This window comes from Nocardia barduliensis (assembly GCF_013315795.1).
In the GTDB taxonomy this organism is placed as follows: domain Bacteria; phylum Actinomycetota; class Actinomycetes; order Mycobacteriales; family Mycobacteriaceae; genus Nocardia; species Nocardia barduliensis.
In genome coordinates this window covers 1-12,516 of record NZ_JABLTE010000082.1, presented here as the reverse complement: position 1 = coordinate 12,516, position 12,516 = coordinate 1, and the positions used below count along the sequence as shown (strand labels likewise).

General features: G+C 64.1%; 12 protein-coding genes and 1 pseudogene. 6 read left to right on the top strand and 7 right to left on the bottom strand.

Annotated features, from left to right (window positions below):
* Positions 1–175 precede the first annotated feature (175 nt).
* The 3 genes from HOV91_RS28185 to lpqS form a co-directional block, all read right to left on the bottom strand.
* Positions 176–1,492, bottom strand: coding sequence for an MFS transporter (locus tag HOV91_RS28185; RefSeq protein WP_438822700.1), 1,317 nt, complete (start codon positions 1,490–1,492; stop codon positions 176–178).
* Positions 1,489–2,604 (bottom strand): PLP-dependent cysteine synthase family protein, encoded by a 1,116-nt coding sequence (locus tag HOV91_RS28180; protein ID WP_174188392.1) that lies wholly within the window; start codon positions 2,602–2,604, stop codon positions 1,489–1,491. The genes HOV91_RS28185 and HOV91_RS28180 overlap by 4 nt, the downstream gene beginning before the upstream one ends.
* A gap of 99 nt (positions 2,605–2,703) precedes the next feature.
* Entirely contained in the window at positions 2,704–3,084 is a 381-nt protein-coding gene (gene lpqS, locus HOV91_RS28175) for a putative copper homeostasis (lipo)protein LpqS (RefSeq protein ID WP_174188391.1), read from the bottom strand.
* A gap of 450 nt (positions 3,085–3,534) precedes the next feature.
* Between lpqS and HOV91_RS28170 the strand changes: the two genes are divergently transcribed.
* Together HOV91_RS28170 and HOV91_RS28165 are read left to right on the top strand one after the other, a co-directional pair.
* A complete protein-coding gene (locus HOV91_RS28170) occupies positions 3,535–3,936 on the top strand; it encodes a heavy metal-responsive transcriptional regulator (RefSeq protein ID WP_174188390.1) in 402 nt (133 codons plus the stop codon).
* Positions 3,937–4,389: 453 nt separating this feature from the next.
* Complete coding sequence (locus HOV91_RS28165) at positions 4,390–5,187, top strand: alpha/beta fold hydrolase (protein ID WP_312884799.1); 798 nt, start codon at positions 4,390–4,392, stop codon at positions 5,185–5,187.
* Positions 5,188–5,711: 524 nt separating this feature from the next.
* Here the strand turns inward: HOV91_RS28165 and HOV91_RS28160 are convergent.
* The 4 genes from HOV91_RS28160 to HOV91_RS28145 all read right to left on the bottom strand — a co-directional run bounded on the left by HOV91_RS28160 (position 5,712) and on the right by HOV91_RS28145 (position 9,203).
* Entirely contained in the window at positions 5,712–6,218 is a 507-nt protein-coding gene (locus tag HOV91_RS28160; protein ID WP_174188388.1) for a hypothetical protein, read from the bottom strand.
* A 222-nt stretch (positions 6,219–6,440) separates the two neighbouring features.
* Positions 6,441–7,262 carry a hypothetical protein gene (locus HOV91_RS28155; RefSeq protein ID WP_174188387.1) on the bottom strand — a complete coding sequence of 274 codons (822 nt, stop codon included), beginning with the start codon at positions 7,260–7,262 and terminating at the stop codon, positions 6,441–6,443.
* A gap of 196 nt (positions 7,263–7,458) precedes the next feature.
* Positions 7,459–7,782, bottom strand: a complete 324-nt coding sequence (locus HOV91_RS28150; RefSeq protein ID WP_174188386.1) for a 4a-hydroxytetrahydrobiopterin dehydratase — start codon at positions 7,780–7,782, stop codon at positions 7,459–7,461.
* Positions 7,779–9,203 carry an NsdA family TPR-like regulatory protein gene (locus HOV91_RS28145; protein ID WP_174188385.1) on the bottom strand — a complete coding sequence of 475 codons (1,425 nt, stop codon included), beginning with the start codon at positions 9,201–9,203 and terminating at the stop codon, positions 7,779–7,781. The genes HOV91_RS28150 and HOV91_RS28145 overlap by 4 nt, the downstream gene beginning before the upstream one ends.
* A 256-nt stretch (positions 9,204–9,459) precedes the next feature.
* Here HOV91_RS28145 and HOV91_RS28140 point away from each other — a divergent pair, with 256 nt between their 5' ends.
* From HOV91_RS28140 to HOV91_RS28125, 4 genes and pseudogenes are all read left to right on the top strand, one after another.
* Positions 9,460–9,669 carry a hypothetical protein gene (locus HOV91_RS28140; protein WP_174188384.1) on the top strand — a complete coding sequence of 70 codons (210 nt, stop codon included), beginning with the start codon at positions 9,460–9,462 and terminating at the stop codon, positions 9,667–9,669.
* 92 nt (positions 9,670–9,761) lie between these two features.
* On the top strand, positions 9,762–10,337 hold the full coding sequence (locus HOV91_RS28135) for a hypothetical protein (RefSeq protein WP_174188383.1): 576 nt from the start codon (positions 9,762–9,764) through the stop codon (positions 10,335–10,337).
* Positions 10,338–10,339: 2 nt separating this feature from the next.
* The gene (locus HOV91_RS28130) at positions 10,340–10,534 is read left to right on the top strand and encodes a hypothetical protein (protein ID WP_174188409.1); all 195 of its coding nucleotides are present in this window, start codon (positions 10,340–10,342) and stop codon (positions 10,532–10,534) included.
* Between the two features lie 1,752 nt (positions 10,535–12,286).
* Positions 12,287–12,516: pseudogene (locus tag HOV91_RS28125) on the top strand (transglycosylase SLT domain-containing protein); the annotation flags it as partial.

Genomic DNA, 12,516 nt, shown 5'->3' with positions numbered 1-12,516 from the left:
GTCGACAGCCACCGCGAGCGAGTATCCGATCGTCGCATCGACCGACCGGCAATACGATCAACCCTTGACACCGCGCGGAGTGGACTCGCGCACCGGTCGGCGATGAGTCCACTCCTCGCAAGAGGTGGCGCTCGCTACCATCTGACTGTCGGCGTCTTCGTGGGCCGTCGGGGCGCTACCGGTGTAGCTGATTTCTGCGAATTCTCGCGTTCACCGGCAGTGGCTGGCGTCTCACGTTCGTCCGATGGTCTGCGTCCTCGAGATTCTCGGAATCGATCGTCGGTCGCTCGAGCTGGTGCAGCGCGACGGTCGCGAGGAGGCCGATGAGCGTGAGGCACACCCAGATTGACCAGTCGGCATCGACGTTGCGGGCGGCACCGACGACCGCGCCTGTGCCGAGGTTGCCGACCAGGATGCCGACACCGACCACGGTGTTGTAGAACCCATAGTGCGTCGCTACCAGCCTCCCACCGGATAGGGAGACGACGGTGTCCATCTCGAACGGAAACACCGCAGCGGTGCCAACTGCCAGCAATGCTGCCGTGAGCAACAAAGCCGCCGCGGATGCGGCAGCCCCGAAACGTTGCGGCCCTGGTACCACCACCAACGGCAGAAACGAGACGGCAAGAATCCCCATACCGACAACCAGACTGCGCCCTGTCCCCCATCGCGTACGGAACCAGGCGGTAATGCGCAGCTGCCCAGCGACCGCCACAAGCCCGGAGACCACGAACAACGCCGACACCAGCGTTTGTGATCGCGCGCCGGCGACGAACTCCGCCTGCAATGGCAGGGCGAGGTAGACCTGAAATGACAGGACATACGAGCTGATCATTGCCAGGGCGAACCACATGAACCGCCGATTGCCGACAACAGTTCGCCAGTCATCGAGCACCGAAGCCTCCTCGGCGTGCCCCTCCGCGCACCGCGACGGCAATGCGAACACCTGCGCCACCGTCAGCCCAGCGAATACGACCGCCGCAGCGACTGCGGTGACCTGGAAATTCACCGCCATCAACGCGAGCCCAACCAAAGGGCCAGCGAGAATGCCGGCTTGATAGAAAATGTTGAACATCGCGAACGCTTCGACCCGCCGTTCACCGGTATCAGCGGCAAGATAGGCACGCACAGCCGGGTTGAACAACGCTCCCGCGAAACCGGTCGCCGCCGAGGCCACCAACAGCCCGGGCAGCGAAGTCGCGAACACGAGCAGGGCGAAGCCACCGGTGCGCAGCAAACAGCCCGCGACGATCAGCGGCTTGTAGCCCAACCGATCGGCGAGGGTGCCGCCGATCCAGAACATGCCCTGCTGGGAGAAGTTCCGCACACCTAGCACCAATCCAACCGCCCACGCCGCCAGGCCGAGCGGACCAGCGATGTAGCCGGCCAAATATGGCATCAGCATGTAGAAACCGAGGTTGATGCCGAACTGGTTCACCATCAACAGCCGAGCGGCCGGGTCGAAGCTGCGAAACTTCCTGGCGACGCTCACGGCGTCAACTCTCGGCCGCAGGGATCGATGACCGTGGTGCACCTCGTCCACGAGGACACGATCCGTTCGGTGGGATGCGCGATCGTGTCGGGTTCGACAGGCGGGTCGGCATCGAGCAAGCCGTGTTCGGCGCAGTAGGCGTCGTTGTAGACGGTCTCGAAGTAGCGGTGCGGCCCATCGGGGAAGACGGCCGCGATCCGGGTATCCGCGTCGTAGTGCCGAGTCGCCCAACCAGCAACCAACCCCACAGCACCTACACTCCAACCTCCCGTCGCGTAATGGGTCGCCGCCAGTGTCCGGCACGCCCACACCGCCTCTGACGGAGCAACCCAATGCACTTCATCGAACGCGTCGTAATCGACGTTGCTCGGATAGATACTCGATCCCAGACCTCGCATCAATCGCGGGCCCGCAGGCTGGCCGAAGATGGTCGAAGCGACGGTGTCCACACCGATCAACTTCATGTCAGGGTTGAATCGGCGCAGCGTCCGAGCCACCCCCGCCGAATGCCCACCGGTGCCTACAGCGCACACCAGTACATCCACACCACCGAGTTGCTCCACCAACTCGAGAGCCAGCGGCTCGTAGCCATCGACATTGTCGGGATTGTTGTACTGGTCCGGGCACCAGGCATCGGCCTCACGAGCCAGCAGCTCGACTACCCGATCGCCGCGCGCCTGCTGCCAGCCCCCAGTCGGGTGCGGCTCGGTCACCCATTCCACTCGAGCGCCGTATGCCGCCAATAGTCGTGCCACGATCGGCTCGAGACCCGAATCGGTAACCACCGTCACCGGATGACGAGAAATCATCCCCGCCAGAGCCAGGCCTAAACCGAGCGTCCCACTAGTCGACTCGATGATCCGCGCCCCCGGAGCCAAGACTCCGCGGTCCTCGGCCTTGCGCACCATGTGCAGGGCGGGACGGTCCTTCAGGCCACCCGGGTTGCACCCCTCGAGTTTGGCCCAGAACCCGCGACCGGCCGGGGCCAATGGAGCACCGACCCACAACACCGGTGTATTGCCGATCAGCCCATGTGGCTGTCGAGCGGCTCCCGGTGCAGCGATCAATGCCGCCGAGATGTCCGTAGGCGTGTCCAGGGCAGCCTTATGCATGACTGAAGCTTTCTGTATCCGAACCACCACAGCGGTGGCGACGAGAGCGGACAGCGAACACCGATCGACGGACTCACACGTCGACCTGGCGCTGACCGATCAGCGTCGGGAAATACAGAACTGCGTCAAAGTGGCTCGACCACTGACCGCGGCCCGGAATCCGATCGGTGGGGCCCGTACTCCCCCCGCGGACCCTGCGAGGCCGACGGCAATGAATACGGCTGTCAAGACGAAGGCAATCAGATGGAGCGTCGCGGCGTCCCCGAATCCGCCATGCAGCACCGGCCTGATGAAGCACTGCGCAGTGAAGGGATCGCAGGCGTCGTCAGCGGGAACGAACGCGCCATGGGACAAGTCCTCGGAAACGGCCCGCGTGAGGTGCTGCTCGGCAATGGCCGTTGGATGTGAGTGCCCATCCCGACCGAGCAGCGCGCAGTCGATAATCGGCATGATCAACAGCGCCGCGGCGAGAAAAACCACCGCGGAGCTACCGAGCCGAGCACGACCGATCAGCCTCACAATGAACCAACCCTACGGCTCCAGGTGTAACGAACCGGGGCCCTCCACGTATCCATCGCAACTCGAAGCTCCGGTCGTTCCGGCTCGACATGCGACGAACATCTCGAAAAGTAAACGTACTATGTAGATACGTAGCAATTTGAACCGCGTGAGCAGTGTTATCGGCCGAACCGGCGGGATCCGCGACCCTGTCGGGTGCTCTATGGTCCGCAGGGGTCACATGAGCGTGACCTGCCATACTTGCTGGCCTTTGCTTGGCGCCTGCCAACGCAGGTCCGGCAACAACCACACCCGCCCCTGACACTGCGACAAACTGAAGGCTACCCTCTACGTAGCAAGGCAGTAGATGAGGCCGTGTCCGGCGTGCCCGTCACCCGCTTTCGGCGCAACGCGGGACGCTGAGGAGGATAAATGCTGATCAGCGAACTGGCGCAGCGCAGCGGGGTCACCGCGAAGACGATCCGCTTCTACGAGCAAGTCGGCGTGCTACCCGAACCGGAGCGAACTGCGAGTGGCTATCGCGACTACGGCACCGAATACCTGGAACTGCTGCGTTTCCTGCGCCGTGCCCGTGCCGCCGGACTGAGCCTCGATCAGATACAGCAGATCCTGTTGGCCCGTGGCCGGGGCGAGGCACCATGCGCTCGCGTGCAGCAGATGCTGCAGGACCGTCTGCGAACGGTCCGCGCCGACCTTGCAGAACTCACCACGCTGGAAGCACACCTCGAGGCACTTCTCAACCACGCCCGCCGAGGAAGACCGCCACAATCCGACGGTTCGAGGACCTGCTGGATCATCGAAGCCGAAGTCTGATCCGAACCGGCAAGCGCATCTGCCCACGACCGGCTTGGCTTCCTGCTGCTGGAACGTTTTAGGTTCGCGGCGGTGCTCGGGTTCCACGCCGGCGGCACGGAGTGACCGAGCTACCCCGGAATCATGACGGAGAGGAGGAGAGATGAACCCCTTACAGATGTTCTGCGCCTGGATGTGCGACATGATGGGCCGCTGCCCCATGATGTGACGTCTCATCGATCCAGTGCCGTGTGAAGACACGGCACTGGGTCGAGTGCGATTCGGCGACTACCACCACCCGCGGTGCATTCGGAATGGTCGATCCGCGAAATGGTGCAGCCGCTCGACCCGACGACTGCTCTTTCGTCACCGCGCACTGCAGGTTCCTGCTCGTAGCAAGGGGCCGGTGATATGTCGGCGCCCCGCCCGGTTCGACCAGCTTCCCACTCGAGCGCCAGCGACTATGTTCATGGCGTGCTGTCACGAGAGTTCACGTATCACGGCTCGGATGGTTGGCCGTTGCGCGCCAACGTCCTCGGTTCCGGGCCGACGCTGATCCTGTTGCACGGCGGCGGCCCTGACCATCACAGCTTGATGCCGCTCGCCTACCGGCTCGCGAGTCAGTACACCGTCGTTGTGCCCGATATTCGCGGCTACGGACGCTCGGTATGCCCAGATCCCGCCCGGCACACCTGGGCACAGTACGCCGACGACGTCCATTCGTTGATCGAGACGGTCGGAGCCCCTGATGAGGTCGGCCTTATCGGCACCGGGATGGGCGCCACCATCAGCTTGCGGGCCGGCCTCGCATACCCAGATAGAATTCGGCGCGCGGTTTTGATCAGCATCGAGGACATCGAAGACGACAAAGGCAAGGCAGCAGAGACCGAGTTGATGGAACGCTTCGCAGAGAAGGTCCGCACCGAGGGCATCGAGGCAGGCTGGCAGCTCTTCCTGCCCGCGCTGCAACCCCTGATCGCGAATCTGGTATCCGACGCGATTCCGCGGTCAGACCCAGCCAGCGTAGCGGCGGCCGCGGCGATCGGCCGAGACCGAGCGTTCCGGACACCGGCGGAGTTGACGGGATTCACCGCACAAACCCTGATCATCGCCGGCGACGACAAACGCCACCCCGCCGCGCTAGCGCAACGTGTCACCGAAGTGCTACCTGACGCCCGCTTGGCTCCGGTAACCATGGCGCCACATCTGAGGACCGCGCAAGATATGGCCGAATACTTTGCCCCGGCCATCAAAGAGTTTCTCGCCGAATAATGCACGTTCCTTAATCTTCATCAAATGTTGAAGGGCAGTAGTCGGCCACGGCGCCATTCGGTACGTACCTCGCACATCCGGGAAAATCTCTCCACGGCGCGGCTTCGCCCTGCGGATTCGCCAGTGTTAGTTCTGCCGCCGATGGTGCAGTCACCGACGCCGCAGCGACGTTGTCGCAGTAGCGACGCGGTGCGCCGCGTTGGCCCGGAACGCGGGCGGCAGGGTGGCGTGGCAGCCGGGGAACCGGCAGTTCCCCTCTGCCGCTGAGGTAGCGGTCGGCGTCACGGCGTCGGGCATCGGCGTTGCCTTCCTACGCCTCTGGCGCATACGAAAGAGGGCCTAACGCTCCACAACCCGAACCCGCCGACGGTCGAAGGGCGAGCGATTCGGATCAAGCCGGTAGGTATTCGGCAGGTTGAGACCATGGCTTGACCGGCAGATAACACCGATCTGTGGCCGATGGCGCTCCACTGCCGCATCTCAGACCACCGCGCACACCCCAAACGTCAGCTTGGAACGTTCGCTCAGTATGCAGCGTGAGTGGATCGATCATGACGTCCGGCTGGTTCGGTAGGCAGCGACTTCACGTAGCCCGCAACCTCGTCGTGCGTGACGACGACCTCCTCAGCGCGGCGGCACCAGTCCGACGGTGCGACACCGAGAGTGATCGCCACAAGGATCACATCGTGGACGAACGGTGCGACCCGGCCTGCTAGCACAGACGTGAGTCCGTCCACCGATACCCCGGCTGCGGCGGCGATCTCCGCGACCGAGCGTCCGTCGGCAGCGATGGCCGCGCGCATGTTCTCGGTCACCGTGGCAGTGAACTCCCCGGGGGCGGAGTCGCTGATCTGAAGCTCATCGGGCCGGTAGCCGAGGGCGAATGAATCGTTATCCATGTTAACGATGACTTGTTCAGCCTCCAGCTCTACAACCGTCCCATAGAGGCCCGGTGCCGTGACGTACACCCGGTCGCCGGGACGAAACCGCACTGACGCGAACTCAGGCCGCAGGTCGATATGGCTATCCATGAGCATTTCCTCCCGTGATGTCGATGTTCTCCGGCCCGGTGAACGGGATGTTGACGAACCCACCTCATTGGCGCGGAACTGTTGCAGCGCAATCGAAACACTCAAGGTCGTTGCCCGCGCAATCCGACGGCCGGCCGTCACGTGCGGTGAGACAACACTTCACCTCGATGGCGAACTCCTCGGCGCGCAGATGTAGGTGCTCGTCTCCATGTTCCCGCGTCGCTATGCATAATCGACGCTTCGATCCCACGGCGTGTCCTCACGTAGGCATAGTCCTACCTTGTGTCGAGTCCGACACTGCACCCCGGCGACGCCGTTCCTGCACGGCAAGCGCATCGATGTCGGCTGGCCACAGATTACCGACCAATCACCGGTAAACTCGTTGCGCGCCAGAAACACCTGCGCGCCGCTCTCAGCAATGCCACCCACCGTTCGGTTGGCATATGTTCGCTCAACAGTGACACGTTCGGGGACATCGGGAACCCGCTCCCATGCCGGGGGCTCGACCGGCTTCCATCGCTTGATCTCTATGATTGCGCCGACGGCGGGCGGCGTAGCCATATCGCGTTTCCACTGCTCGGCGGCTCGGGCTTCCTCCTGGGCTACCCGCTCCGCTTCTTGTGTTCGCTCAATCTCCCAGCGGCTGCGTCCGCTGGACCGCTTCCTATGTGTCGCACAGGATTGTCCCTTCTTGTTCACGCATTGCGCACCGGGCGCAGCCCCACAGTCCGGGCACTCGTAGTTCTCCCTGGCGGGGTCGTCCACAACGACAACGGCGTCGTCATACAACCCAGTACCCCGTGGGTCCACGAACCTGGAGATGAACTTCGTGGCACCGTAAGTGACCGACTTGAAGCCGCCGTTCCGGCCGAGCACCACCTCTGTGACCGGGCCGTACTTCTGTGCCGCGTCAGCCGGGCTCATACGCCCGGTAATCGCTACTCTGCCGTGCTCAGTCCACTCATGCCCGATGACAGGCTCGCCGAGCCGTGCCCACGCGATAGGCTCACCGCAGTAGCCGTCATAGAGAACTGCGCCGCTCATAGCCTCATCTTGCCTCGTTCGGTCAGACGGCATCCAGGAGTTCCCGAGCAGTCAAGACCTCCGCCTCCCACGGGTGTCCGGCGACTATGCTTGAGAACTCGCTGTCCTCGAAGGCCGTTGCTCGAACTCATTCACATGGATCGCCGTCCGCGCGGCGCGGTCGATCCGGCCTGTCGAGTCTTTGATTTTGTAGGCGCTATGTATCTGTAACCGGCGTTGCCCCGGCGGCTGCTGCGATCCGATCGATATGCCGCGCGAGATCGAAGTCCAGCTCGGTCAGTGTTCGTCCCGCGTCGTGGGTTGTGATCCGGAACTCGACTCGCTGCCAGGTGATCAGGATGTCGGGATGGTGGCTGATCTCGCGGGCCTTCGCCGCGACATACACCGCCAGATGCACGCATTCGTGATACGTGTGGGCGAAGGTGCGGGTGATTTCGTTGCCGTCAAGCTTCCAGCCGGGCAGAGCGGCGAGGGCGGTGCTGATCTGTTCGTCGTTCAGTGGCGCGGGTGGCGTGGTCATGCGACAGATCCGACAATGGCGCGGAGTTCGCGACCTGCTGAAGTGTGCGCCCACGCACGGGAATGGGAGGGAAGGGCCTTCAGTTCCCGTCGGAGTCTGGCTGACCCGGTTGTCACGAGTGCCTTGGCGGCTTCGGTAGCTGCCCAGACGGCGCGGTCTGGATCCGGCACCTTGGCGAGCGCGGCGGACTGCCGCGCCCGGAAGACCGCGTTGTCGCGGCGGGCCAGTTCGGGCATCGAACCCATGATTTCGTCCCACAGGGCTGCTGCGTCGGCGGCGTCCCGCCTTGTGCCGGTGCGTCCGTAACAAATCGCGCGTTGCACTTCGACATGGTGCGGGGTGCGGCGGCAGGCGTTGCCCCACGGGTGCTGGTCGTCGACCCTGACGATGAGCGAGGCGACGCTGTCGAGTAGGCGGTCCGCCGTGGCGCGGTCTCCGAGCATGGCGTGGCCTTGCGCTTCGTGCTGGAGGGCTATCACGCGGCATTTCGGGGACAGCTCGTGTCCGGCGGTTTGAGCGGCCTGCGCGTACTCCGTCACGACGCGACCGTCGTCTTGGTCCAGTCGGAGCATCGCCATGTTGGACAGCGCGTAGGAGATGATCTGTGGCTCACCGGAGCGGTGCGCGAGGGACATGGTGGTGTAGCGCCATTTCGCGGAGGTGGTGAGGTGGCCCGCGTCCTGATAAAGCCAGCCGAGGAGCGCAGCGTAGGCGGCGGCGGTTTCGAGCAGGTTGCGGCGCGCGTGGGCATCGGCTTGGCTCGCCAAGCGGATGATCAGCTCGGTCTGAGCCTGAACGGTGGGTATGAGTTGAAGCGGGCCCAGGTATGCGTCCGCCGTGTAGTGCCCAGCGAGCTGGGCACGAAAGTAGTCCACGAGTTCGGGGGCAGTGTGGTTGCTTTTCAGCTTGTCGAGGGGCTCGTCCGCGGCTCTGAGATGGCGTTCGTGCGACTCGTTCAGTTCGGTCGCGCCGAGTGCAAACCCGGTGACGGAGCCAGTCAGTACCTGAAGGAATGTCTTCCGTTCCACGGGATCCTCTCCTTCCGCACCTAGAGGGCCCACGTCCACGGTAGACGCGCTCAGGAGAGGTAAGGAGGCGATGCTGTTGGGATGTCGAGGGGATTCGAGCGGGAGTCCTTTGCGGGCACCGGCGCGAGCGTGCCGTTCGCGCCAGACCGCCTCGCCTTCGGCCACGATCTGCTCGAACCGAGCTTTATCGTCAGGTGTTGCGCGCTGCTCCAGCGTGGTATCGAGGATCTCCTGCATCCGAGGCCGAGGAGTCACCGTGCTCAGGCCGGATCGCCAATTCGCGATCGTGGTGGTGTCGATGCCGAGCATGGCGGCGAACTCGCGGATGGACTTACGCATCGCCTCCTGAAGAGCCGCTGCTTCGAAGCCGGTCCATTCCCGCCCTCTGACCATCTCTTTTCCTACGTTTCAACCGCCTAACCGGACAAATTCGCACGCTGTCCGAACAATACCCCACCGCTGCGCGATTCCGCCCCGAAACCATTCGGAGCCACGGTAAATGCGGTACCCGGCATCGGGCCGACGCCGCCACCCCGCGCTACTGGGGGCGGGGCGCATGGGCCGCCGCAACGGCGCGGCTGCCCGTGGCTGAAAACGCCCCCGGTGCCGGGTGCCATCCGTAGACCGGCGCGATGGAGGTCCCGTACCGATGCACACCCTGGCCATGTACCACGCAGTCGCCATGTTCCAGCAGAAAACTCACCCGGCCCCGCCGACGCCATTCACCGTCGCCGAGGCGCATCGGGTGATGCAGTTTCATATTGCCTGCCGTGCGAAGCGGTGCCCCCGGAAAACAGCCGCGCTGCGGGCGCTCGCCGCCGCCGGTCGGCTCGTGCCGTCCACGACTCATCCCCGGTGATCGGGATGAGCGCACGACCTGGTCGCGATGCCTCTGACGGACGTCCTCGCGACGCCAATGACCCGGGCACTCGTGTCGAAGGGAACTACGCTGTGCCCGAAGATCGCCACGAGTACACCGTCTACTACGGCTTCACCCCGGATCGGCCACTGGCCTTCACGGTGCCGCCGGTGCAAGCCCAGCCGGATCAGCCGCTGCCGGACGCCGGGCCCTTCCTGCGGATATGCGCCGGAGTCGAGAAGCCAACCACGGTCATGCTGCGTTGTGCGCGGGAGATCGTCGGTATCTGGCGGGACACCTTCGAACACCAGTCGCAAGCGAAGGCGAATATCGACACGCTCAACGAACAGTTGAGCGTGTACACCTGGCTCATCGACCGGGAAGCGGGCGGCCACACGAAGAATATTGCGTTCCAGGCTGATGCGCCGGTCACGCCCTCCTCCTACGGCCAGTGGGCCTCGTGGCTGGTGTGGAAGTACCTGCTCTACGCGCTGCGGCAGCACGACCCCGAACACCACGAGCGCGACGCCGTCGAATTGTCGTGGTGTATCGAGTCCTTCGATGCGCTGGTCGACGGAGTGCGGTGCGGCCGGATCCGGCTGCACGAACACGCCACGGATGAATTCCCGCCCCGGACGGTCACACCGCAGCCAGGAGGGACCTCGTGACCATGCCGGACCCATCGCACCATCACACGTTCATCTACGCCGACAGTATGCTGGCCGAGTTCCTCTGCCACGCGCACCTGATGGAGCTGACCTCCCAACGCGCCGAGGAACTGCGACAGATCCACCGCTACCACCACCCGGACGAGTGCATCGTCCACTTGGAAGCGGCCTACCTACTGGTGACCGAGGCCAATTGAGGTGGCTAGCTCGCTCGTGGGGATCCTGTGGCCCACGTCGGTGCTCATTACAGCGGCGACGAGCTACCGGATAGCTGTACTCATCTCGCAACGACGCCAGCAATACCGCAGTGCGTGGCAACCCCCGGAATCGTCGGCGACACCAGGTGCATGGACCGGTGACCCGCCTGACGGCTATGAGCCCACCGACACCCCGGATATCGTCGAGCCGATCCCCCCACCGCCAACCGAGTGCACGCTCGCACGCTCGTGGTCTGCCGATGAAGTGACCGAAGTGCTCCCGCAACTTCAAGACATTCGGCCACCTCTGCGACGCACGCCGATTCGACGACCACCTTGGCTCTAAACCAAGCGCGGCACGGGAACGCGACGTCAGTCCGAAAGGCGCAAGGCTGCTGGCCGCGCTCACGGGCACCAGGCCCGATGGCGCAATTACATGTTTGACGACAGCGGAAACACCACACCGCCACGTCAGTCCATCGGCATGAGCGGACGATTCTCAGACCCGCGGAAGGACACTCGACCACTCGAAAGATTGGTCGCGACTCGTCGTGGCGTGCGCCGCCGAATGCTTCCTTGGTGGTGGCGATGGGTTTCAGCGGGAGGACATCGATCCGGGGTCCGCTCTCGGCACGAGAGCGGCAGAAGCGCGCCCGGAGTTGGTCGGTCGCGGCTTCGCCAGTAGTGCGGTAACTGCCTTCCCGGTAGCCGCCCACGCGCAACCGGTCTACCACGACCAGGATGTGCAGATGTGGGCCACGGTTGTTAGGCAGCCACCCGGGGACACCCCCCCGAATGCGCCCGACGGCCAGACTCAGCGGAAGGGGAACCGGATCGCGTCACAGGAGTGACACAGACTCGACCCATCCCAAAATTACCCCAAACTTTCCGGTTGACTGTGCGTGATCCTGCGTGACCAAGGATGCAGTACATTCCAACATAACCGCAGGTAGAGCAGTCGCGCGAGACGGACCGTGATCAGGGGTGACCACAGGAAAACCCCGAACCCTTAACAGCGGGTTCGGGGTTCGAGTCCCTGATGGCGCACATCGACAACCGTGCCCTTGCCAGCCACCAACTGGCAAGGGCACGGTTGTCTCGTCTCGAGTCGGCCCGAGTTCCGTGACATCTCCGTGACCTGCGGCCTTTCCCAGAGACACCAGATGTCTCAATTCGGACAGCGATACCCCCGCGTGGGCGCTGAAATCCAGTCATGCAGCCAAAAACTTCTGTGACGTACAGCACAAGAGGTTTAGCAGCAAACTCCCAGCTTGGATAACGATTCGGCAACTCCGTCCCGGGCGTTCCAAGATCGACAGCGCCTTCCGTTCGATATTCGTTCACCCTCCGTTAACCAAGCGTGACCATTCTGCAATCAGGTCACAAAGCGACCTGAAGTTTGGTCAGCCCGAGGAGTTGTAGACACCGATTCGGTAACGATCACACGGCAGGCAAGCCGGCCACGTGATCGGCGGAGCGGAATCCGGCAACGGACCCGCAATCCCATACTTCCGCCCGTCTCTTCGCATCGAGGATGCGAAGTCCCGCGCGACACCGCGGCCGAGCCCATCGAGGGCGATCCGGCGCCGCACGCACGAATGTCGCGTTCCGGGGACATGAGCGTCCCCCACAACAAAACCACACAACAGCACATGGCCGTTTTCGACGAACGCTCCCAGCGTACGCCGCAGGATCCGTGCTGCCCGACCGCGGCCGGATCGAGTAAGTCCCCGAACAAGGAACCGATTCGCAATGCCTGACAGACGCCTTTCCACCCTTCGCCGCCCCTCGCTGCGCGAGACCATCACCGTCGCCGCCGCTGCCGCGGGTGTCGTTGCCGTGGCCGCCTGCTCCGCGTCGTCCGTTGCCGACGACAGCGTCCCGTCTCGCATCGCCATGGTGGCCGAGCAGCAGCCCGCCGCCGCGCCCGCCCCGGTCGCCGCACCGGTCGCGGAGGCGATTCCCGCGCCGCTGCCCGCCCC

Excerpts from the sequence above, each read along its gene's own strand:
- HOV91_RS28180 (WP_174188392.1), bottom strand. The coding sequence starts at position 2,604 with ATGCATAAGGCTGCCCTGGACACGCCTACGGACATCTCGGCGGCATTG.
- HOV91_RS28170 (WP_174188390.1), top strand. The coding sequence starts at position 3,535 with ATGCTGATCAGCGAACTGGCGCAGCGCAGCGGGGTCACCGCGAAGACG.
- HOV91_RS28160 (WP_174188388.1), bottom strand. The coding sequence starts at position 6,218 with ATGGATAGCCATATCGACCTGCGGCCTGAGTTCGCGTCAGTGCGGTTT.
- HOV91_RS28155 (WP_174188387.1), bottom strand. The coding sequence starts at position 7,262 with ATGAGCGGCGCAGTTCTCTATGACGGCTACTGCGGTGAGCCTATCGCG.
- HOV91_RS28150 (WP_174188386.1), bottom strand. The coding sequence starts at position 7,782 with ATGACCACGCCACCCGCGCCACTGAACGACGAACAGATCAGCACCGCC.
- HOV91_RS28145 (WP_174188385.1), bottom strand. The coding sequence starts at position 9,203 with ATGGTCAGAGGGCGGGAATGGACCGGCTTCGAAGCAGCGGCTCTTCAG.
- HOV91_RS28140 (WP_174188384.1), top strand. The coding sequence starts at position 9,460 with ATGCACACCCTGGCCATGTACCACGCAGTCGCCATGTTCCAGCAGAAA.
- HOV91_RS28130 (WP_174188409.1), top strand. The coding sequence starts at position 10,340 with ATGCCGGACCCATCGCACCATCACACGTTCATCTACGCCGACAGTATG.